Source organism: Rothia sp. HMSC065D02, assembly GCF_001815285.1.
In the GTDB taxonomy this organism is placed as follows: domain Bacteria; phylum Actinomycetota; class Actinomycetes; order Actinomycetales; family Micrococcaceae; genus Rothia; species Rothia dentocariosa.
In genome coordinates, this window is record NZ_KV820091.1 from 207,352 (window position 1) to 230,419 (window position 23,068).

General features: G+C 52.5%; 19 protein-coding genes. 8 read left to right on the forward strand and 11 right to left on the reverse strand.

Annotation, left to right across the window (positions count from 1 at the left end; genetic code table 11):
* Positions 1 to 60: 60 nt before the first annotated feature.
* The 7 genes from HMPREF3016_RS07445 to dnaA all read right to left on the reverse strand — a co-directional run bounded on the left by HMPREF3016_RS07445 (position 61) and on the right by dnaA (position 11,012).
* On the reverse strand, positions 61 to 642 hold the full coding sequence (locus HMPREF3016_RS07445; RefSeq protein ID WP_070449406.1) for a DUF3566 domain-containing protein: 582 nt from the start codon (positions 640 to 642) through the stop codon (positions 61 to 63).
* Positions 642 to 3,281, reverse strand: a complete 2,640-nt coding sequence (gyrA, locus tag HMPREF3016_RS07450) for a DNA gyrase subunit A (RefSeq protein ID WP_013398147.1) — start codon at positions 3,279 to 3,281, stop codon at positions 642 to 644. The genes HMPREF3016_RS07445 and gyrA overlap by 1 nt, the downstream gene beginning before the upstream one ends.
* Before the next feature lie 78 nt (positions 3,282 to 3,359).
* On the reverse strand, positions 3,360 to 5,390 hold the full coding sequence (gene gyrB / locus HMPREF3016_RS07455) for a DNA topoisomerase (ATP-hydrolyzing) subunit B (protein ID WP_083315902.1): 2,031 nt from the start codon (positions 5,388 to 5,390) through the stop codon (positions 3,360 to 3,362).
* Between the two features lie 277 nt (positions 5,391 to 5,667).
* Complete coding sequence (locus HMPREF3016_RS07460; protein ID WP_083315903.1) at positions 5,668 to 6,333, reverse strand: DciA family protein; 666 nt, start codon at positions 6,331 to 6,333, stop codon at positions 5,668 to 5,670.
* On the reverse strand, positions 6,330 to 7,541 hold the full coding sequence (gene recF, locus HMPREF3016_RS07465) for a DNA replication/repair protein RecF (RefSeq protein ID WP_070741405.1): 1,212 nt from the start codon (positions 7,539 to 7,541) through the stop codon (positions 6,330 to 6,332). Before recF ends, HMPREF3016_RS07460 begins: the two co-directional genes overlap by 4 nt.
* Before the next feature lie 66 nt (positions 7,542 to 7,607).
* Positions 7,608 to 8,735 carry a DNA polymerase III subunit beta gene (dnaN, locus tag HMPREF3016_RS07470; protein WP_048752405.1) on the reverse strand — a complete coding sequence of 376 codons (1,128 nt, stop codon included), beginning with the start codon at positions 8,733 to 8,735 and terminating at the stop codon, positions 7,608 to 7,610.
* Between the two features lie 615 nt (positions 8,736 to 9,350).
* A complete protein-coding gene (gene dnaA, locus HMPREF3016_RS07475) occupies positions 9,351 to 11,012 on the reverse strand; it encodes a chromosomal replication initiator protein DnaA (protein WP_070741408.1) in 1,662 nt (553 codons plus the stop codon).
* Positions 11,013 to 11,457: 445 nt separating this feature from the next.
* Here dnaA and rpmH point away from each other — a divergent pair, with 445 nt between their 5' ends.
* The 8 genes from rpmH (at position 11,458) to HMPREF3016_RS07515 (ending at position 17,815) form a co-directional block, all read left to right on the forward strand.
* Positions 11,458 to 11,595, forward strand: coding sequence for a 50S ribosomal protein L34 (rpmH, locus tag HMPREF3016_RS07480; protein WP_004005930.1), 138 nt, complete (start codon positions 11,458 to 11,460; stop codon positions 11,593 to 11,595).
* Between the two features lie 64 nt (positions 11,596 to 11,659).
* Positions 11,660 to 12,064, forward strand: coding sequence for a ribonuclease P protein component (gene rnpA, locus HMPREF3016_RS07485; RefSeq protein WP_048752402.1), 405 nt, complete (start codon positions 11,660 to 11,662; stop codon positions 12,062 to 12,064).
* Entirely contained in the window at positions 12,045 to 12,491 is a 447-nt protein-coding gene (gene yidD, locus HMPREF3016_RS07490) for a membrane protein insertion efficiency factor YidD (RefSeq protein ID WP_004005932.1), read from the forward strand. Before rnpA ends, yidD begins: the two co-directional genes overlap by 20 nt.
* Positions 12,492 to 12,545: 54 nt before the next feature.
* Positions 12,546 to 13,574 carry a membrane protein insertase YidC gene (yidC, locus tag HMPREF3016_RS07495; RefSeq protein WP_037231454.1) on the forward strand — a complete coding sequence of 343 codons (1,029 nt, stop codon included), beginning with the start codon at positions 12,546 to 12,548 and terminating at the stop codon, positions 13,572 to 13,574.
* A gap of 29 nt (positions 13,575 to 13,603) precedes the next feature.
* Positions 13,604 to 14,158, forward strand: coding sequence for a Jag family protein (locus HMPREF3016_RS07500; RefSeq protein WP_004005934.1), 555 nt, complete (start codon positions 13,604 to 13,606; stop codon positions 14,156 to 14,158).
* Positions 14,159 to 14,791, forward strand: a complete 633-nt coding sequence (gene rsmG, locus HMPREF3016_RS07505; protein WP_004005935.1) for a 16S rRNA (guanine(527)-N(7))-methyltransferase RsmG — start codon at positions 14,159 to 14,161, stop codon at positions 14,789 to 14,791.
* A gap of 504 nt (positions 14,792 to 15,295) precedes the next feature.
* On the forward strand, positions 15,296 to 16,132 hold the full coding sequence (locus HMPREF3016_RS07510) for a ParA family protein (protein WP_004005936.1): 837 nt from the start codon (positions 15,296 to 15,298) through the stop codon (positions 16,130 to 16,132).
* Positions 16,133 to 16,342: 210 nt separating this feature from the next.
* Complete coding sequence (locus tag HMPREF3016_RS07515; protein WP_070741412.1) at positions 16,343 to 17,815, forward strand: ParB/RepB/Spo0J family partition protein; 1,473 nt, start codon at positions 16,343 to 16,345, stop codon at positions 17,813 to 17,815.
* A 590-nt stretch (positions 17,816 to 18,405) separates the two neighbouring features.
* On the opposite strand, the gene trxA is transcribed toward HMPREF3016_RS07515, so the two are convergent.
* From trxA to murJ, 4 genes are all read right to left on the reverse strand, one after another.
* Positions 18,406 to 18,732 carry a thioredoxin gene (gene trxA, locus HMPREF3016_RS07520; protein WP_048755435.1) on the reverse strand — a complete coding sequence of 109 codons (327 nt, stop codon included), beginning with the start codon at positions 18,730 to 18,732 and terminating at the stop codon, positions 18,406 to 18,408.
* Positions 18,733 to 18,747: 15 nt separating this feature from the next.
* The gene (trxB, locus tag HMPREF3016_RS07525) at positions 18,748 to 19,791 is read right to left on the reverse strand and encodes a thioredoxin-disulfide reductase (RefSeq protein ID WP_048755436.1); all 1,044 of its coding nucleotides are present in this window, start codon (positions 19,789 to 19,791) and stop codon (positions 18,748 to 18,750) included.
* A 256-nt stretch (positions 19,792 to 20,047) separates the two neighbouring features.
* The gene (locus tag HMPREF3016_RS07530) at positions 20,048 to 21,283 is read right to left on the reverse strand and encodes a serine/threonine protein kinase (protein ID WP_070741415.1); all 1,236 of its coding nucleotides are present in this window, start codon (positions 21,281 to 21,283) and stop codon (positions 20,048 to 20,050) included.
* Between the two features lie 90 nt (positions 21,284 to 21,373).
* On the reverse strand, positions 21,374 to 23,059 hold the full coding sequence (gene murJ / locus HMPREF3016_RS07535) for a murein biosynthesis integral membrane protein MurJ (RefSeq protein ID WP_048752390.1): 1,686 nt from the start codon (positions 23,057 to 23,059) through the stop codon (positions 21,374 to 21,376).
* Between the last annotated feature and the right edge of the window lie 9 nt (positions 23,060 to 23,068).

A 23,068-nucleotide genomic window follows, 5' to 3' on the forward strand; every position in this document is an offset into this window, starting at 1 on the left:
CCGATACTCACCCCGGTCGATAACGCACAAAGACGGCGGTCTTAGATACTCAGGACTATCTTATGATTCGTCGCTGAGGGTCAGCGTAATACCACCCACGAGCTTAGCGGCCAAGTTATACAAAATTGCGCCGATCATACTCAAAAGCGTGAAGATAACGGTGTTAATGACCGACAGAATAGTCGTTGCCAAAGCCACCTGACCGATATTGACCATCTGGGTAATATCAATATTGGTGTTACCGGTACCCATGGAGGTTAAGATCTGGTTCACGCCGGTAAAAGCACCCGAAGCCTGCAAGAAAAGCCAGAGGATTACCGAAGCCACAATGGTCACAATGCCCAGAGCCATAGAGAGCAGGAAGACCATCTTCGCAACCGACCAGGTATCAATTCGCTGAACCACCAGACGAGCGCGGCGAATACGCGAGCGTGGAACCGGGCGGATAGACTGGCGTCGTTGTCCCTTGTTTTTAGGGCGTGTACCATTGGCAGGACGCTTCGCAGAACGCTGCTGTGATGAACCACCAGGCTTAGATGCGTTGCTTTGCCGGTTAGAAGCATTCGTGCCGCCCGCAGGGGTTCCCTGTGCTGCGGGTGCCGTTTGTTTTCCTGGAGCCGACCCCTGTGGGTTTGCGCTCATTAGTTACCTCCGTCTACATCGGTGGATGCGGTGGTTGGCGTATTTTCTTGCGTATCCACCACCTCGGAATTTATCACAGATTCTTCTGTGGCTTCCACCTCAGCGTCGTCTTCTTTCTGTTCATCTAGCTGGCGATCTTGGTTACGAGCAATACCAATAATGCTATCGCCCTTACCCGGCTTCGCAAAGATAACGCCCATAGTGTCGCGTCCCTTGGCAGGAACTTCGCTCACATTGGTGCGAACAACCTTACCGCTCTGCATCACAACGAGCACCTCATCGTTCTCAGATACGATCAGGCCACCCACAAGAGCGCCACGACCTTCCACAAGCTTAGCAACCTTAATACCGAAACCGTTACGACCCTGAACGCGATATCCCTCAACATGAGTACGCTTGGCGTATCCGCCCTCGGTCACGACGAACACGAAGGACTCAGGGATAACAACCTGTGCCGAGATCAGTTCATCACCGTCACGGAACTTCATGCCGGTCACGCCCGAAGTCGAGCGCCCCATAGGACGCAGAGACTCATTGTTAGCGTGGAAGCGCAACGACATACCATTGCGCGAAATCAGCAGAATATCATCTTCGGGGGAGACGAGGAACGCAGAGACCACTTCGTCATCGTCACGCAGGTTAATCGCGATTAGACCGGCGGTACGGTTCGTATCGTAGTCGCTCAGGCGAGATTTCTTGACCAATCCACCCTTCGTGGCAAGAACCAGGTACTCGGCATCCTCATAGGTCTTCAGGTCCATGACCTGGGCAATATGCTCATCCGGCTGGAATTCCAAGAGGTTCGCCAAATGTTGTCCCTTGGCATCACGCCCGGCCTCTTGCAGTTCATAGCCCTTGGTGCGATATACGCGCCCCAAATTGGTGAAGAACAGAATCCAGCTGTGCGTGGTGGTCACGAAGAAATGCTCCACAACATCGTCGCCGCGCAGCTGAGCGCCTCGAATACCCTTACCACCGCGATGCTGGCTGCGGTACTGGTCGCTGCGGGTACGTTTGATGTATCCACCGCGGGTAATCGTCACGACAACTTCTTCCTCAGGAATAAGGTCTTCCATCGACATATCGCCGTTGAAACCGCGCAGAATCTCGGTACGGCGGTCATCACCGTAACGATTCACGATCTCGCCCAGTTCCTCGGAAATAATCTCGCGCTGGCGGTCTTCAGAAGCAATAATCGCGTTGTATTCCGAAATGAGGCGCTGCAGCTCGTCGTGGCGATCCTGAATCTTCTGACGTTCCAGAGCCGCCAGACGACGAAGCTGCATATTCAGAATTGCCTGAGCCTGCGCTTCATCAATATCCAGGAAGTCCATCAAGGCCGAACGAGCTTCATCGGCTGTGGGGGAGCGGCGGATAAGTGCAATAACCTCATCCAGAGCGTCCAGAGCCTTGAGCAGACCGCGCAGAATATGTGCTTCTTCCTCAGCCTGACGCAGACGGTACCGAGTACGACGCACAATCACGTCCATCTGGTGGTTTACCCAGTGGCGAATAAAGGCATCAAGTGAGAGAGTACGCGGTACGCCATCCACAATCGCCAGCATATTGGCGGAGAAGTTCTCCTGCAGCTGGGTGTGCTTATACAGGTTGTTGAGTACAACCTTGGGCACGGCATCGCGTTTGAGTACGATCACGAGGCGCTGACCGGTACGGCCTGAGGTTTCATCACGCAGATCGGAAATTCCGGTGACTTTACCTTCCTTGATGAGATCGGCAATCTTAATCGCCAAGTTATCGGGGTTTGCCTGGTACGGCAGCTCGGTCACCACAAGGCAAGTGCGCCCGTGGATCTCTTCGACATTGACAACCGCGCGCATCGTAATGGAACCGCGGCCGGTGCGGTAAGCATCCTCAATACCCTTGGTACCCAAAATGGTGGCGCCGGTGGGGAAGTCCGGTCCCTTAATACGCTCCATGAGGGCGCTCAGAAGCTCTTCATTCGTGGCGTTCGGGTTCTTGAGGAACCATTCCACGCCTGCGGCAACTTCACGCAGGTTATGCGGAGGAATATTGGTTGCCATACCCACAGCGATACCTGAGGAACCATTCACCAAAAGGTTCGGGATTCGCGCTGGCAGTACCGTGGGCTCAAGCGATTTACCGTCATAGTTAGGCTGAAAATCGACGGTATCTTCATTGATGTCACGCACCATTTCCAGGGCGATCGGCGCCATCTTCGTCTCGGTATAACGCGGAGCCGCAGCGCCGTCATTACCGGGGGACCCGAAGTTACCCTGACCAAGCGCCAGGGGATAGCGCATAATCCAGCTCTGGATCAGGCGTACAAGGGTATCGTAAATGGCACTGTCGCCGTGGGGGTGGAATTGACCCATCACATCGCCCACTACGCGAGCGCACTTATTGAAGGCACGATCGGGTCGATACCCGCCGTCATACATCGCGTAGATTACACGACGATGCACAGGCTTGAGTCCATCACGCACATCGGGCAGGGCGCGACCGATAATAACCGCCATTGCATAGTCCAAGTAGGAACGCTGCATCTCGGTCTGCAGATCTACCTGTTCAATATGACCGTGGGGATCGTCAAGCACAATCTCACCACTATTTGTGGTGACCTCGATATCTGGGTTTTCGCTTTGGTTTTCTTCACTCATAGTTGTTCCGTTCCTCTGTGACTCTCTCGCTTATATTCCGTTTGGGAAATATAGCCAATTGGCTATATGCCAAACCCTTTAGATATCGAGGAATCGAATGTCCTTGGCGTTCTGCTGAATAAAGTCGCGGCGGGCTTCTACATCCTCACCCATCAGAACCGAGAAGATCTGATCGGCAGCAGCCGCATCCTCCATCTTCACCTGAAGCAGGGTACGGCGTTGAGGATCCATCGTGGTATCCCACAGCTCGGTGTAATCCATCTCGCCAAGACCCTTATAACGCTGAATGCCGTTGTCTTTGGGCAGACGCTGATTCTTTGCCTGACCGCGCGCCAGAGCCTCATCTCGCTCGGCATCCGAGAACACATAATCATGCGGGGCATTTGACCACTTGATGCGATACAGCGGAGGCTGTGCCAAATACACATATCCGGCTTCGATGAGCGGCCGCATAAAGCGGAAGAGCAGGGTCAGTAACAGGGTGGTGATATGCTGGCCGTCCACATCGGCATCGGCCATAAGAACGATCTTGTGGTAGCGAGCCTTCTCCAGGTCGAAATCGTCGCCGATACCGGTGCCGAAGGCCGTAATCATAGCCTGAATCTCAGCATTGGAAAGCGCTCGATCGAGGCGAGCACGCTCCACATTGAGGATCTTACCGCGCAGCGGCAAAATAGCTTGGCTATTTGGATCGCGCCCCTGCACTGCCGAACCGCCCGCGGAATCACCCTCCACCAGATAAATTTCGGAGATCGACGGATCCTTTGAGGCACAGTCCTTGAGTTTGCCGGGCATTGAGCTGGTTTCCAGCAGCCCCTTACGCCGAGTCGTTTCACGCGCTTTACGTGCCGCCATACGCGCCTGTGCCGCCGTAATAGCGCGGCGCACCACATCCTTGGCGACAGCGGGGTTACGATCGAACCAATCGGCCATATGATCGTTAATCTCGCGCTGGGTAAAGGATTTTGCCTCGGAATTACCAAGCTTCGTCTTCGTCTGCCCTTCGAACTGCGGCTCGGAAATCTTAATCGAAATAACCGCAGTCAGACCCTCACGCACGTCTTCACCGGTGAGGTTATCGTCTTTATCGCGCAGCAGTTTATTCTCGCGGGCATAACGATTCACCAGAGATGTCAGCGCAGCACGGAAACCCTCTTCGTGAGTACCGCCTTCGTGAGTGTTGATTGTATTCGCATAGGAGTGCACCGATTCTTTATAAGAACCGGTCCACTGCATAGCCACCTCAAGCGCCATATGACGCACGGTGTCCTCAGCCTCAAAGTAGATAATATCTTCGTTAATAACGGTTTTTGAACCCGCGTTGAGGAAGTGCACGTAGTCGAAAAGACCATTATCGTAACGATAGGTGACCGTGCGGTACCCCTCGGAGTTTGCGCCTACACGGTTGTGGGGAAGAACTTTATCTTTCTCATCTTCTTCTTCGGCGACCTCATCGCCCCCCTCGAATTGGTCACGCTCATCAGTGAGAGAAATTGTCAGTCCCTTGTTCAGGAACGCCATCTGTTGGAACCTGGCACGCAGAGTCTCAAAATCAAACTCAACGGTCTCAAAAATTTCGGGATCAGGGTAGAACGTCTGAATAGTACCGGTCTTCTGAGAGGCTTTACCGCGGCGCAGGGGACCATCAGGAATACCACCGTTAGCAAAAGAAATGTGCCAGGAATAACCCTGACGGTGGACTTCGGTTATAACCTTTTTTGAGAGCGCATTAACGACAGAAATACCCACGCCGTGCAAACCACCGGAAACGGCATATCCGCCGCCGCCGAATTTACCGCCAGCGTGAAGAACAGTCATAACGACCTCGACCGTGGATTTATGCTCGGTTGGATGCTCATCCACGGGAATACCGCGGCCATCATCTTGAACGCGCACGCCACCATCGGCCTGAATTGTAACTTCAATATGGCTTGCGTAGCCTGCGAGCGCCTCATCTACGGAGTTATCGACCACCTCGTAAACCAGATGGTGTAGACCGCGTTCGGTTGTTGAGCCGATATACATACCGGGACGTTTACGAACCGCTTCCAGACCCTCCAAAACGGTAATGTCAGATGCGCCGTATTCATGGGGTTGTTCAGATGTCACGAGTGCGTAACTCCTTGGGGTAGATCTCATGCCCGGTGATGTATCACCGCTGCACCCCGACGAGCGCAGTATCGGCATATTCTCTACTATTCTACCGAATTTCACGACTTTACGCCCATATTTTGAAGGGTGTGGAACGGCTTATTTCGGATATACAGCCTTCTAAGGCTTTTCTGAGCATATTCACCCCGGTATGCGGTGGGGGATATATACCGTACCGTTATCTTCGTTTCCGGCGATTTAGGCCCTTATGACGCAAAAGTGTCAAATAAGCGGGTTATCCGTAAGTGTCTCGTACCCCTCGGCCTCCCGGTGCCCGTTTAGGACCGCGCGATGCCCAGCGCCCGTTATTCGGCCCGTAAATACGGATGTTCGTCACCACGCCTTCACCGAGTTCACGCGCGAACATCTGCACAATCTGATTACGCATGAGCCTAAGCTGCGTTGCCCACGCGGTCGAATCACACTGCACATCGACCACGGCATTCTCAAAGCGCGTGGGTTTAGCATGCGTGGCAAGTTCGGGCCCAACAAGTTCACTCCATCGCGCCATAACACTGGAGACCGCCACGGGCTCTTTCCACCCACGAGAACGAATCAGGTACGAGATCACGCCGTCAAGCAGCTTCGGATCGCGAGAATCTTCTCCAGAGGCGGTATAGCCGCCCAACACGCGCATATCGACCCGCTGGGCGCGAGTTTTCCGCTGTCCCGGTTCGGCGCTCATGGCAGAGCCAAATTCACGAAGAATCTTCTTTGCAGAGAATGCGTTGAGTCGCCCCTCGCCGCGGGCTGCTGCGGCGGCGCGCATTCGTTCTACTATGGCGGCGGGGGCATCGACCTCATCACGATAGTATTCTTGCTCGGGATCAAGTGAAGATTCTTCATGATTCGACGGTTGCATGCCTATTTCCTCACCATCATCCCAGAGTTTCTCGCTCATGAGGACAAATCCTCAGTCTGCGGTGCGTCTGTGGTTTCGGGCGCATATTCGGCGTGAGCGGCACTCACCCGCACTAAGCGGTACGTCCCCAGTTCCTCGGGAATATCGCTCAGCACGGCGCTGGTGAGCAAAACCTGTTCTGCCTGGGCTACTAAAGCACCGAGACGGTGACGTCGTTCTGAATCTAGTTCGGCAAAAACATCATCAAGAATAAGAATGGGGGAAGACCCGGGGGAATCATCGTCGGCACGATGCACAAACCAGGAAGCCAACCGTAAAGAAAGCGCAACCGACCAGCTTTCCCCGTGAGAGGCAAATTGTTTAACAGCTAACCCGCCCAAAAGCAGCGTTATATCGTCCCGATGCGGTCCCACCAGAGTCACCCCGCGTTCCAGTTCGGCGGCACGACGCTCGCGTAAGCGCTGCGCCATCGCATCTTTAATATCGTCGATGCTCATACGTGAAACATGTTCGAGCCCTCGCTCGGTGATCTCGGGAAAAACCGTCGAATCGTAGGTGAATGAGATGTTCTTTGACCCATCGGTAAGCCCGGCGTAGGCGCGCTTCAGGTGGGGAAGCAGAAGCCATAGAACACGAAATCGTGCTGCGAGGAGCTGTGCCCCTAGCTGAGCCAATTGTTCCGACCACACATCAAGGGTGTGCATCGCGTTTTCATCGTCTGCCGCCAAGGATCCGCGGCGCTGCAATGTTTTCAACAGCGAATTGCGCTGGCGCAAAATGCGTTCGTATTCCTGACGGTACCCGGCAACAACGGGTCGCAGCGAAACCGCTAAATCATCAATAAAACGGCGTCGTCCCGCGGGTTCACCCTTGACGAGCTGCAAATCTTCGGGGGAGAACAACACGGTGCGCGTAATCCCTAGAGCCTCGCGGGCGCGCACGGGAGCGGCTCGATTGATGCGCACCCGATTGCTCGCCCCGGGTGCTATCTCGAATTCGGTGACCGTTTGTTGTGAACCACGCACCGTACGCACACGAATATAGGCTCGGGATGCGCCCACCCGCACGAGCGGACCATCATGGCTTACGCGGTGCGAGGAAAGGTTCGCGGTGTAGTCGATAGCCTCAATAATATTGGTTTTTCCAACACCGTTAGGCCCTAAAAAAACGGTAACTCCGGCGCTCAGCGGTAGGTTGAGAAGGGGGTAGGTGCGGTAATCAAGAAGCGAAAGATGATCAAGATACACAATACCCCCTTCTATAAAAACGAATGTTTATTCTAATTTTCTATGCCCCGGCGCCAGAATGCGCGATTAGTTAGCGGGCAGTCGAATCGGTTGAACCAGGTACCGGTAGCTAAGATCTTCTTCACTTAGCGGCTCATCCTGACCGGAGAGCACGGCAGGTTTAGGAGCCTCAGTAAAGGAGAAACGTACAAAGTCGGTATCGAAGGCACCCAACCCCTCCGAAAGGTACGTGGGGTTGTATGCCACCGTAATTTCGTGACCGTCCAGCTGCGCGGGCATCGATTCGGATGCGCGAGCCTCATCGCCGCGCCCAGCATCGATCGAGACCTGTCCGTCTTCGGTGAACTGTAGACGCAGGGGAGTGTTACGTTCTGCCACGAGGGAAATACGGCGCGCCGCCTCCGCCAAATCTGATGTACGGACTACAGCATGAACCGCGGTTTCGGTTGGGAAGAGGGCACGAAGATTCGGGTACTGACCGTCCATGAGGACACTCGTAGTTCGGCGGGATCCCGCAGAAAAACCGATAAGATCGCCATTTTCAGGAAGTGCGATAGAAAGCTCTCCTGAGCTTGAGAGGGTACGCCCCACCTCGGTCATGGTTTTGGCCTTGAGCAGAACCGCAGCCTCAATTTCAGGATTCTCAGGGTTCCAGGTAATTTCGCGCATTGCCAGGCGGTACCGGTCGGTAGCAAGAAGAGTCATGGTTGAACCGGAGATTTCCAGGCGAATACCGGTAAGCAACGGCAAAGTTTCGTCTTTGGAAACCGCGATCTGAACCTGGGAGACAGCTTTAGCGAATTCCGCGCCATCAACGGTACCGGAAATCTGTGGTAGTTCGGGAAGCTCCGGATAGTCCGCCACCGGCATACCCGCTAACTGGAACTTTGCGGAACGACAGGTCATAAAAATTGTGGAGTCATTAGCCACAAACTCAACGTCTGCGTTAGGCAGTGAGCGGCAAATTTCGGCAAGCATCTTACCCGGTACTAAACAGGTTCCTTCCTGCTCTACCGATGCCTCGATCGTCTGCTTAGCACTGATTTCATGATCGAAGCTCGAAATAGAAACCTCACCACTTTCAGCTTTGATGAGAAGGCCGTTGAGCACGGGAGAGGTGGGACGAAGAGGTAGCGAGCGTGCGGTCCAACCAACCGCCTCGGCAAGTACGTCACGTTCAACGGTAAATTTCATCAAAGAGCCTTTCGGTGATGAAGCAAACGGGTTTGGAAAACAACGATGATGAGCTCATGGATGCGTATGGAATTGAGAACCCTACATCGTGCGTGTGTAGTTTATGCAAAACTGCATAATCCATCCTACCGGATACAGGTTCGTCAAGGAGAGGGTACAGGTTAGTTCCGCTCAGAGGGTTTAGAAAATTTTGTAATTACATCTTTAGAAAGGTAGATCATGCAGGACAGCTTCAGAAGGTTATGAAAATTGTAATTACAAAAATCTGATGCTGTTATCTCGCTACCATCGTCAAAATAGTTGGATACTGCGTTCGATTGGACCTGCGTGGGTGCGCTTCATGTTATGTGAGGGTGTTTTCTTTAAAGTACAGTAATGTTAATAACCCCTGTGGATATCGTGGAAAAACCAGAGTTTCCCTGTAAAATCAAGGAAATCACCTGTGGATATTAAGTGGACAAAAATTAGCGTTTCTGAGGATGTATTGTGTATGGATATTTATACATCTACCTTCGTCCACACATCATGAATAATCATGCACTTAATATCCACTTAAAGCCCCGGTTTAACACACATGTTATCCACAGGCTGTTTAAACCTTGAAATTCCGGGGAACTACCGACTTTCACGCTGATCCTGCTTGATTTTGTTCGTCAAATCGGTGACCTGGTTAAAGGTAGTGCGTCGTTCGGCCATTTGTGCCCCCACCTTCCGTACCGCGTGCATAACCGTTGTGTGGTCGCGGCCGCCTAATTCCTGCCCGATGCGCGGCAACGACATATCTGTGAGCTCACGCAGTAAGTACATGGCAATCTGACGTGCATTTGTGAGGGTTCGAGTACGGGATTTTGACCGTAGATCCTCTAGAGTCACATCGAAATAGGAAGCCGTGGTCGCTAGCACTTGCCCCGAGGTAATTTCGGTGTCGCCCGCATCTGTAATGAGATCCTTGAGCACAACTTCGGCTAAAGCAACATCGACGGGCTGTTTATTGAGTGAGGCAAATGCCGTTACACGAATGAGCGCGCCCTCCAACTCGCGGATATTCGCCGTAATATGCGATGCAATATACTCCATCACATCATCGGGAACGTTGAGCGATTCGCTCTGTGCCTTCTTACGCAAAATAGCGATACGAGTTTCCAGCTCGGGAGGCTGAACATCGGTAATCAGACCCCACTCGAAGCGTGAACGCATACGCTCGGCGAACCCGGTGAGCTGTTTTGGCGGCAAATCGGAGGTAATCACAACCTGCTTTTGGTGATTATGCAGGGCATTAAAAGTATGGAAGAACTCTTCCTGTGTATGCTCTTTACCCGCCAAAAACTGGATATCGTCGATCAGAAGCATATCGACATTGCGATAAATCTGTTTGAAAGATGACCCCTCATCGTCACGAATCGAATTGATGAAATCGTTCGTGAACTCCTCAGAATTTACGTACCGCACGCGCAAGCTCGGGAAAAGATGCTTGGCATAGTGCCCAATCGCGTGCAGGAGGTGGGTTTTACCCAGCCCCGAATCGCCATAAATAAAGAGGGGGTTATAGGCTTGGGCGGGGGACTCTGAAACAGCAAATGCTGCGGCGTGTGCAAAGCGGTTAGACTGACCAATCACAAAAGTATCAAAGGTGTAATTTGGGTTCAGACGTGCCGAAGAATCCCAACCGGAATCCGAAGAAACAGCGGTATGAGTATCTGCGGTTTGGGAAGAAATATCCTCAGTCTCTGCAGGAGAAGAAATCGGCTGAGCGGGAACGGCAGAGTCCACATGCTGCGGCGTGTGTACTTCGGAAAAATCGGTGGGGGAGGGGGAAGAACTCTGCGGGCGCTCGGCGAAGATGGCGGGATCAACCGGTGACGCTGTCGGTGCATCGGCAACGGGCACATCCGCAGTTTGATGAGGCGGTACAGGGGTGTGGAGCTCGGCCTCAACCTCATGAAGTGGGGGCATAGGAGAATCATCTTCGATCTGCGGTATCGAAGGCGAAACCGTCTGAGACGTTTGTGCAAGCGATTCATCAATCGTAAAAGCCTCTGATACACCGGGACCAAAAACGGTGGTCAGAGCCTGTTGGAAGGGCGCCTTGAGCTGAGACTGAAAAATATTGCGGGTTAGTTCGCTGGGAACGGCAATCAGAAGAACAGTTCCCACGAAAGCCTGAGGCTGTGCAAGATTCACAAAACCACGCAGACGCTGAGAAACCTCAGGATTCGCTTGCAGAATGCTTATGACCTGTTCCCAGCGTTCCTGAAGCTGCGTGTGCTCAGCGTCCATCAGTAATTCCCCTCGTAAAGATGACAAAGATATGTACAGATTCTACCGTAGGTTATACACATGATAAATAGCTTATCCACAGGAGTTATACACAATGTGGAAAAAATGTGTCTTTCCTGAGGATAACCGGTTGAAAAATTCTTGAATTTCGTTATTTTTCCTTGATATATCAAGGAAATTAAGTGTATAACAAGGATGTGGAAAACTGTGGATATGATGTTTTGAAGGCCCGTTGAGAACATCTGTGGATAGTCTAATCCCCACAACCTGGGGATAACCTGGGGTTATGTGTGGGGCGGATTAACTTGCTTTGCAGCATAGACTCTTCTAGAGTTGTTCTGTTGTATGTGTACCGCCTACCTCGAAGTGTCGAGGTACCATCGGGCACGAAAAAGCTTAGAAATCCTAACCAGCGGGCTAGGATTTTGTGTCCAAGGAGATAAGTATGAGTAAACGTACTTTCCAGCCGAATAACCGCCGTCGTGCGAAGAAACACGGTTTCCGTCTTCGTATGCGTACTCGTGCCGGTCGTTCTATCCTGTCGAACCGTCGTTCCAAGGGTCGTTCCAAGCTTTCGGCATAAAGAACTCAGCAAAACCCGCTAACGCATTCGTGTTAGCGGGTTTTCCACTACAGGGAAGGAAAACGTGCTGCCAATCCAGCACCGGATGCGCACCAGCTCCCAATTTTCCGCGACTTTTCGTTCCGGTACCCGCTCAGGGCGCCGGAACTTAGTTGTATATACGGCTCAAAAACCCGGAAATACAACCAGGATAGGTTTCATTGTGTCAAAAGCCGTTGGAAATGCTGTGACTCGTAACCGTGTTAAACGGCGTTTGCGTGAACTCGCTGCCGCAACCGTTAGCACCTACCCGCAGGGACTGTATATTGCCGTGCGGGCGCTTCCCGCATCCGCTGGAGCGAACTGGGAAGAATTGCGCGCAGACTATCGAGGTGCCCTAGAATCCTCTCTGAAAAAACTTGACCGTCAAGATCAACACTGCAATGTTGAAAACCGTGGGGGAGGGGACTATGAACCATCGTCGATGTGATGAGCGTTTTCACCCTCATCACAGCAGCACACATCATCCCCACACACATCAGCTTGATCCCGATGAACGCCTCGCACAAGCGCCCCATGAGTTTGTGCATCCGGTATCTTTTCTGCATGCGGTCTACACCCTGCCGCAGAATATTCTGATTGGGCTTATTAAGGCTTATCGTAAAGTCGTATCCCCACTCTATGGGGATGTGTGCCGGTATTATCCGACCTGCTCCGCCTACGGGTTGGAAGCGGTCACCACTCACGGAGCCCTCGGCGGTCTCAGCTTAACCGTGCGGCGCATTCTGCGGTGTAATCCCTGGGCAACCGGCGGAGTCGATCCCGTCCCGCCCGGAAAACGGACCTTTGCTTCCGGTCAGGAACCTAAAATTATGCTCCTGAACCATCCCCTAGAAACTCACTCGAAAAACCACTAACGGTTGTCGAGATTCCTACGAAGACTTAGCCGAGTCATAAGGAGAAAAACTCCCGTGAACATTTTTGACATGATCCTTTGGCCCTTTAAATTGGCCGTGTCTGCGGTGCTGTGGTTCTTCCACACGATCTTTACCAGTATTGGTATGGATCCGTCCTCAGGCTTTACCTGGGTGCTGTGCATTATCTGCCTGACCCTGGTTATGCGTACCCTCACCATCCCCCTTTTCGTCAAACAGATTAAAGCGATGCGCGGTATGAACGCCATGCAGGGCGATCTTGCAAAGCTGCAGGCCAAATACAAGGGGAAGAAAGACCAGCTTTCCCGCCAGGCGATGGCACAGGAGCAGATGGCGCTGTACAAAAAACACGGCACCAACCCGTTTGCCTCCTGCCTGCCGATTATTGCCCAGATGCCTATCTTCTTCGGTTTGTACCAGGTGCTCATGGGTATTTCCGGGGCAGCCGCTAAAAATGAAGGCATTCTGCTACTTCCCGCAGAATTGGTTAAACAGTTCAGTGAAGCCCACATTTTCGGTGCCCCCATTTTCTCGACCATGATGAACCCCGGCAACGGTAACCATGCCGCTACCGTTGCCCAGGCCATCATCATGATTCTACTCATGAGCGGTACTCAATTCTTCATTCAGAAACAGCTCAGTGCCAAGAACATGTCCGAGGCAGCCAAAAACTCCCCAATATTCCGTCAGCAGCAGATGATGATGTACATTTTCCCCATTATTTTCGCGGTGACGGGCATTAACTTCCCTCTTGGTGTGATGTACTACTGGACCGTCTCAAACTTCTGGGCACTGGGCCAGCAGTGGTGGGTGATCCGCAATAATCCTACTCCCGGTTCCCAGGCTGAGAAGGAACTCAACGAACGCCGCGCCGCTAAAGGTCTGCCCCCCGTTGGGAAAACCAAAGAACAGCACGAAAAAGAGCTTGAGGAAGCGCGTGAGCGTGCTGCCGCGGGTCAGCGTCAGCAGCCCATGAGTAAGAAACGCCAGAAACAGCAGCAGCGTAAAGGTGGCGGGCAGAACAATTCGGACAATAAAAACTCGAATAAGCCGAAACTCAACTAAACACAGCATCGATAAATTCAAGGAAAACCATGACTGAAATATTTGAAGAAACCGCAGAATCGCCAAGCACCGCATCGGAAACTGAGGCTGTCGAAGAAATCGACGAAATCAGCATGATTGAGGAAGAAGGGGATATAGCCGCTGACTACCTCGAAGAACTTCTCGATATCGTTGATCTTGACGGAGATATTGATATTGAGGTGCGCAACCAGCGCATCTATCTCTCTGTAGTGAATGATGACGATGGGAACGAAGATCTGCGCCACCTTGTTGGTCGCCGCGGTGAGGTCTTAGACGCTCTGCAGGAACTCGTGCGTCTGTCGGTTCTGGCCGCCAGCGGCAACCGTTCGCGTCTTATTCTCGATATTGCGGGTTACCGTGCACAACGTCGAGAACAGCTCACCGAAATAGCCCTCGACGCCGTTGAGAAGGTGCGTGCCTCCGGCGAAGATTTCCACCTGAAACCACTGGGCGCCTATGAACGCAAGGTTGTACACGATGTGGTTGCTGAACAGGGGCTCTACAGCGAATCCGAAGGCGAAGGTACACGTCGCCATGTGGTGATTTCCCTTCCGGAGGCGTAAATGACGGTTCCTTGTGAAGGTCAAGACCTTGTAGCCGCCACCGCAATTTTTGGTGATCGTCTTCCTCTGGCACAGCGCTATGTGGAACATTTGGCGACGACGGGGATTGAGCGCGGGCTCATTGGTCCGCGTGAGGTACCGCGTCTGTGGGCTCGTCACGTGCTCAACTGTGCCGCTGTGCAGGAATATATCGCCGAAGGTGCATCCGTGGCGGATGTAGGCTCTGGAGCGGGTCTGCCGGGGCTTTGTCTGGCTATTGCCCGCCCCGATCTATCAATCACGCTCATAGAGCCTCTGGAACGCCGTGTGATATGGCTTCATGAAGTGGTTGAGGATCTAGGCCTTGAGAATGTAAAAATTCTGCGCTCGCGTGCCGAGCAGGCTGTCGGGCAGGTTGAAGCCGATGTGGTGACTGCTCGCGCCGTATCTGCGCTGGTGGGTCTTGTGGATATTACCCTGCCGATTTTGCGCGGTACCGGTGAGCTTCTGGCTCTCAAAGGGCGTTCTGCACGGGAGGAAATCAAGAAGGCTAAGAAGAAACTCAACCGTTTCGGGGCTCGCGAGACTGAAATCCTGACGGCGGGGGAGGGGCTGCTGGATGAGCCCACAACCGTTGTGCGAGTTACACTCTAGTCTCGATAAACTCTGAAGCTGCGAGCTTCATAGGGGTTGAAGATACATCCGAGAATGTATCTTCAACCCCTTTTCTTATGGTCTTTATTTGATACCGGAGAAAGAGTTTGTGGTACGTGAGAGATGAAGGGGAACTTTCGGCGGGGCACCGTAGTTTTTCGTGAATGTGGAATATTAAAAATGAGTAATAGAAGTTGTATAAATTTTCCTGGCTGAGAGGTTGATAATCGGTTCATGATGCTGTGCTGAGAGTGAATACTTGGGGATGAAATCATAAATTTTCGTGAAAAAATACGAATCCTAGACAACTTCTCGAGGGTGTACGTGGTATATCGCTGTTTTGACAGGTAATCTTAAAGAGGAACGCGCAGACCGGAGACAGCATCGGTGTTTCACGTGAAACATCCTTGATGCTCTTTATTCAATGTTTCACGTGAAACACGGTGTGCGTATCTTTATCTGGCGAAAGACACATCAACCATCAGCATCAGGCGCGGAGGATATATGACGATCACCCCCGGTGGCTCGACGCCGCCTTTACTGCCCAAGCCCCCACATACACGCGTCTTTACCATCTCGAATCAGAAGGGTGGAGTCGGTAAAACGAGTACCGCCGTGAATATTGCGGCCGCCCTTGCAGAAGCGGGAATGAACGTTTTGGTCATTGATAATGACCCTCAGGGAAATGCTTCGACGGCTCTCGGTATTGAGCATGGCGTGGAGCTTCCCAGTACTTACAACACTTTGATTGACGATACTCCGCTTTCCGATATTGTGCAGGAGTGCCCTGATCTCGATAATCTGTGGTGCGCGCCCGCGAATATAGACCTTGCCGGGGCAGAGATTGAACTTGTTTCGGTCGTGGCACGTGAAAAACGCCTCAAAAACGCTCTGGAGGACTATACTGAGTGGCGTGCCCAGCAGGGGATGGGACGGCTCGACTACGTATTTATCGACTGTCCGCCAAGTTTGGGACTGCTGACCGTTAATGCTTTTGTGGCGGCAGAGGAAATCCTGATTCCTATTCAGTGTGAATACTATGCCCTGGAAGGTTTGAGCCAGCTGCTCAAGAACATTCAGATGATTCAGAAACATCTGAATTCCAATCTAGAGATTAGTACGATTCTGCTGACTATGTACGACGGACGTACCAATCTTGCATATCAGGTAGCGGAAGAGGTACGGGAACATTTCCCGAAGGAAACTCTACAGACCAAGATTCCGCGTTCTGTACGCATTTCGGAAGCACCGAGCTACCAACAGACCGTTATCAGCTATGATCCAACGTCTACCGGTGCTCAGGCCTATCGTGAAGCGGCGCAGGAAATTGCGCGCCGCTAAGAGGAATACGGAGCATATAGATGCTCTGAAATATCGGCATATCAGGATTGGTAATTACTCCGATATTATCCATAAATAAACTTTTTGAGATTTATATCTAGGGAAATACCGAATTTTCTGAGCGCAGATTTTACGGTGCTGCAAGGTTCATATGAAGTGTAATCGGCATGTATGAGAGCGGTAGAAAATTTGGTGTGAGGAAGGAAAAATATGGCAGAGAAGCGACGGGGTCTCGGAAGGGGACTGGGTGCTCTCATTCCCAATAATACGACGCCTGTTGTGACTGCTTCCGATGTTGCCGAGAAAGAGGCGGAAAAAAAAGTAGCGGCGACTCGCAAACCTCAGCAGGAGGAACAAGCCGCCGCATCCTCAGCAAAACGCCCGAAGACTCGCAACGTAAAGCCGGAGCCGCAGAAAAAATCTGCCCCGAAAAAGGAACCGTCTGCGACAACGAAACGGACAGAACAGCAAGAGAACCGCATCTCTTCGTCGCAAAAGGCTACGGATCCGAAACCTCAGGAATCTTCTGCTGAGACTCGGAAACCTTCTGGTTCATCGAAGCCGCAAAAGGTTTCTGCGATTAAGATGCCTAGTCTTAAAACCCCTGCCGTGAAAGCGGGGGAGAAAAAAGAAGAGAACGTACACGTCTCATCTGCTTCTTTGTCCGCATCGCAGCCTGTGCAGAAATCAGATGTTTCACGTGAAACGTTGTCTCAGCCTCGCGAAGTTCAGAAGAAGAAACCTCGTATGGATATGGGTGCGGCACTTCGCAATACGACGTTAACACGCCGCCCGGTAGATTTCTTCTTTGGTGAAGAAACGAAGGAAGCTGAGGAAGAGGGTAACAGCAACCTCGTACCCGTTCCTGGAGCTCAGTTCGCAGAAATCAAAGTTTCTGATATTCACCCGAACCGCAAACAGCCTCGCGTTGATTTTGATGAACAAGATATGGCTGAGCTCATCCATTCGGTTCGTGAGATTGGTGTTCTGCAGCCTATTGTGGTGCGCCCTTCACGCGAGAAAAATGCCGAAAAATATGAGCTGGTGATGGGTGAGCGGCGATGGCGCGCAACCCAGGCTGCGGGTCTAGAAACTATTCCTGCCATTATCCGTGACACGCAAGATATTGATCTGCTTCGAGACGCCCTGCTGGAAAACCTGCATCGTAGCCAGCTGAATCCCATTGAAGAGGCGGCCGCATATCAGCAGCTTATGGAAGAGTTCAGTACCACCCAAGAGCAGCTTGCAAAGCGTATTGGGCGTTCTCGTCCACAGATTTCGAATACGATTCGTTTGCTTAGGTTGCCTCCTCTCGTACAGCGCAGGGTAGCGGCAGGCGTTATCGCTGCCGGGCATGCGCGCGCCCTGCTGACTTTAACCGATCAGGCAAAGATAGAGACCATTGCTCAGAAGATCGTGAATGAAGGGCTTTCTGTGCGTGCCGTTGAGGAGCTTGTTGCCCATGCGAGCGAAGCTCCGGCAGAGAAAGAGCGGAAGACCCCGCAGCCACAGAAGCATCACGAGCGATTGGACTATATTGCGGATGCGTTTGCTGACAAACTGGATACCTCGGTTAAGATTTCGCTCGGTGCTCGTAAGGGCAAGATGACTATTGAGTTTGCTAATGTCGAGGATCTCAACCGCATTATTCGGGTTCTGGATTCTGATTTCAAAGGTTCTTAGTTCATACGATAGCTTAGAACCCTTCCCCGTAATCTACTGGGGGTGGTGATGTTTCACGTGAAACATCACCACCCCCAGCCCTGTATAAGGCGTGTATATCTGGTTTAGTGAGCATTGTGGCGGGTTATTTGCCTTGTCCATCTGCCATTGTCTCCGGATAAGAAGAACTCACAGAGGTCTGGAGCATGTTGTGAAAACGGTAGGTATATGAGTCTTTGCAGAACCTACAGCGGTGTATATAGCAGAGCAGGGGAGTGGGATGAGACTAACACGAACTCCGAGCTGAAGGTAATTGTAAGCCTGCGCCTCCTTTTTGGATATTGAGAATTACAAGGGTATTTATCGAGACAGGCTAAAATCCACGTTTTCGACACTATGAAATGGTTACAGGAAGAACTATGCCAAAGTCATACAGAGATTCACGGATAGTATCTTCATAAGATATTCTTATCTAAATTACAACCTCAAAAAGTATATAAAGTGTTTGTAGCCCTGTAAACGAAGCAGGTATAAAGATAGAAGGTGTGGATGTTTCACGTGAAACATCCACACCTTCTATGGGCTTTTGAGGATGAAGGCTTGAAGAAAACCTACTTGATGTATTCCTCAAAATCAGCAATGAGTGCCTGTTTAGGACGAGCGCCTACGCTCTTCTTTACAACCTGCCCATCTTTGAAAAGGTAGATCGCGGGGATAGAAGTAATGCCGTATTCCATAGCGGTGTCGCCGCTCTCTTCGACATTAACCTTCACGACATCGACCTTCTCGCCATATTCGGCGGCGATTTCATCAAGAACCGGAGCGACCATGCGGCAAGGACCGCACCACTCGGCCCAGAAATCAACGATCACTGGTTTGGAATTTTCCAGAACTTCAGCTTTAAAAGTGGCATCGGTTACTGCTTTTGCATTGCTCATATCTGTTTCTCCTGACTAAAGGTTTTCGAGGTAGTGCTGTGCGTCGAGTGCTGCTACCGCACCCGAACCGGCGGCGATAATCGCCTGACGGTAGGTTGGATCAATGACGTCGCCCGCGGCGAAAACGCCGGGCAGAGAGGTTTTTGACGAGCGTCCCTGAACCGCAATCGTGTTCTGATCGGTAATCTCCAGCTGATCCTTAACCATCTCGATACGCGGATCAGAACCGATAGCAATGAACAGTCCGTCAAGCCTCATATCGCGGGTAGCGCCAGTAACGGTATCGGTCAGAACGACCTCTTCCAGCTTGGAATCGCCGTGAATCTCGCTCACTACGGAATTCCAGAGAACTTCAATCTTGGGGTTGTCGAAAACGCGCTGCTGCATAATATCGGATGCGCGCAAAGAATCACGGCGGTGGATCAGGTAGACCTTGGACGCGTAGGTGGTGAGGAAGAGTGCTTCTTCCAGAGCAGAATCGCCGCCGCCTACCACCGCGATTTCTTTATCTTTGAAGAAGAAGCCATCGCAAGTTGCGCACCACGAGACGCCGTAGCCAGAAAGTGTATCTTCACCTTCAACACCCAGCTTGCGGTACTGCGAACCGGTTGAAATAATAACGGTTTTCGCCAGGTGCACGGAACCGTCGGAGAGAATAACCTTCTTAATATCGCCGTCGAGCTCCAACTTTTCGACATCCTGGTAGCGAATATCCGTGCCGAAGCGCTCCGCCTGGGCACCGAAATTGGTCATGAGCTCAGGCCCCTGGATTCCCTGCACAAAACCGGGGAAATTCTCGACTTCGGTTGTAGTCATGAGAGCGCCGCCGGGGGAGAGGGAGCTTGCGAAGAGTACCGGTTCAAGGTTGGCACGCGCCGCGTAGACGGCGGCAGTGTACCCGGCAGGGCCGGAACCCACGATAATAACGTTGTGGACCTTCTGATCGCCCTCAGAGGCCGTTTCTTGGGCTTTTTCTTGGGGGGTAGAGGATGCGGCAAGGTTCAGACCGCCGAGAGCGGCGCCTCCGAACAGATTGCCCAATGTATTTTCAGTGCTCATTCTTCTCTTCCTCAATTTTCTGCTGATAGTCGCTCAACGCAACAGTATCCCCAATTATTCCATTCTGGGGGCGGCTAATCCATATTGACTGGGGTCGAAGTAAAAATGCCGGGTACCGAAGAAAAATGTGACATTTTATGTTCGTGGCTGCACCCGACGGAGAATACTGGTCGGGAGGTCTTGAGAGAGTGAGATCGAGGCAAAATAAATGGCGCATCCCCATGTATGAGGATGCGCCACTCGTTGAGGCTATACGCTACTCGGCCTTAATCTCGCCAATGCGCAGACCATAGCTGTACCCTGCGATAGGCTGCGAGAGCTTGGGTGCTTCATCGAAGACGATGATGATGTAGCCGCCCTTATCGGCAGACTGCTTGTCCTTATCCAGCTCAACCGTGACGTCCTGCCCAGAGAAGCTTCCCTTGCCAACTTCGGTAGCACCGCTCATCGAGGCTTGGTTATTGGTGTATACGGTGAAAGAACCGCCGGAACCGCCCGTCTGCTGAATAGTTAGTTTAGAGACAACCGTGGGAGACTCTAGTTTAGCGGCAAGCCCGAATTCCTTGACGACACCACCGAAGGCGGGGCTACCAAAACCATAGCTGGACCAGGTGCTTGAGGGGCTACCATCGGTCAGTGCAGGAAGACCGGAATCCATATCCGCCATAAAGTTAGGGTTGCTCGGCACCAGACGCAATACGGAGGTAACCTTTACTGGGGCGTTGGAGGCGCTGGGCGATGCCGACGGGGAAGCTTCCTCAGATTCTGTAGACCCTGCCGTAGCGCTTGTGCTCGCCGAGGCGTTCTTACCTTTAACCGGATTCGATGCGTGATTCGACCCCAAACCGGTTAGCGTGGTGAGCACGCCACCTGCAACAATGACCAATAGAAGCACAGCGGCGAAGGCAATAGCCCAGGTTCCGCGGTTTGTACCCTCGTCTTCGTCGTCTTCATAGACGCCGTCATCGTTCGGTCCGGAGACCATAGGTGCAACGTTCATCGAGGGGATCTGTGAGACCTCCCATGCCTTTACGGCGCTGATAGCGGAGGTTTCGGAACCCACCATTGGAATGTTCTCGTAAGTTTGCGGTGCGGCACCGGTAAGGCTGTCACCGAAGATTTCGGCCCCGAGTGCCTCATCAGGGTTACCGTCGGGAGAGACCGAGGGGTTGTCGGTCAGTAGGGTGTCAAGTAAAACATCCGGGCGGCTGTATGAGGTCACCAGGTATTTATTGCCTTCGGGGGCGATTCCCATATCGAGAATCTGAATGTTGTAGCGGCTATTGACCGCCAGCGCCCGCGAATTCTTCTCCAAGAGGTGGCTGCGCACGGGAGAAGCCACCACCACCGAAACCTTACGGTTCAGAATCTGATCCTTACCTTCGAGGATCATATCTGATTCGGCGGTGATGATAATCTGTGCGGTGATTTCGTAACGGCCACCCAAAACGGTTCCGACCGGAATCTGCTGCGACAAGTTCTCTCCCGTCATGTATTTTCTCGCCTATAGTTTAGTAGGCTCTTCCAAAGATTTTACCCGGATTATGCCAGATACGGTGTTTTTAGCGGTTTGCGGGCTGGTTTAAGATTCGTTTGAGGCCCCTCGCCGTGCGAGCGCTTTTACCTTGCCTGCAATGGGTGCGAAGAGAGCATCTGCCTCACGCACGCGGAAAATCTTGAGCATCACCACATAGCTGAAGAGCATGGTGAGACCACAGATTATAAGGGTTATAACCGCTGAAATTTTTGATGCCCAGGCGAAGCCATCAAGATTGTATCCGCCCAATACCCACAATACGGCGGCGGCAATAACTCCCGCAAAACATGCCGCGAGGGTAGTACGAGCGTACATGTTGATAATACGCTTCTGCCCATAATACCCAAGTCTGCGGCGAATTTCGTAGTGGCTGATGGCGACCACGAAGAGGTTCTGCACCGGGAAAATCAGGGAGAGCGCATACACGGTGTAGCGCGGGTCAAGCAGGGAGGCAACCCCACTCATAATGACCATAACAATCGCGGCGTAGAACTGAATGAGGAAGGGGGTGCGCGCATTCTCTCGGGCATAGAGAACGCGCCCGTAGAGGAAGGATATGGTCAGTGCAGGGGTTCCCAATGCAGTAATAGCAATGAGGCGCCCAATAACGGTTGCCGCAACCGGGTCGCCGCCGCTAAAGAGCACCGCCACGGGACCGGCGAGGACGATAAGTGCGAGCGCACAGAAAACGGTGGCAATACCGGCGGTACGCATGCCGTGCGAAAGGGCGTGAATGACGCTGTCGCTATCGTCCGCGATGGCGGAGGAACTCATGCGGTTAAAGAGCACTGTAGCGATGGAAATGCCGATCACGCCGTGGGGGAGCGAGTAGAGCATTGAGGCGTAGTTCATGGCCTGCAGACCGGGAATCTGAATACCCATATCGGCATACTGGGCTCGGGCGCTCACCACGGATGCGGCAACCCGCGTCATATACATATACGACAGGTTAGAGACGGCACCGGCGGCAAGGGTCCAAATTGCCAGACGAGATGCTTCCCGCAGTCCGATACCGCGCCAGCCGAAGTCCGGCTTGAGCCGCAGCCCCAGCTTCCTGAGTGGGATAAAGAGAACGATAGCCTGCAGTGCCACACCCAGAGTTGCCGATCCGGCGAGGAAGATCGTCTGCATCGACGTCCAGCTTTCGACCGAGTGGCGTGGCGGATTGATGGTTGTATCCTGCGCCCCGAAGGTGAAAATAAAGATAAAGAGCGCAGCGATAGCAACGACGTTATTGAGCACGGGCGCCCACATGAAAGCCCCGAAGGCCTCTTTCGCGTTGAGTACCTGCCCAATGACCGTATAAAGCCCGTAGAAGAAGATTTGCGGCAAACACCAGAACGAGAATATATACCCGAGTTCTTTCTGCTCTGGCGTCCATGTAGAGCCCATAACGTTGATAATAGGGATGGCGCACGCCAGCGTAATCGCTGTAATCAGACCGATGGCCGTCACCGTAATTGTTACGAGCTTGGAAATATACCGTTCGCCGCCGTCTTGGGCTTTAGCGGCTTTGATAATCTGCGGCACGAGCACGGCGTTGAACACACCACCGGCGACCAACACGTAGATGAGGTTGGGGAGCGTATTTGCGGTCTCGAAGACGTCACCTACGGTCGAGAGGGCACCCAGTGCCACCGTGAGAAGGATTGCCTTAAGGAACCCTAGAACACGGGATACGAGCGTTCCCGCCGCCATAATGGCGCTTGAGCGTGCATCGGTACGTGCCAACTTCTTCTC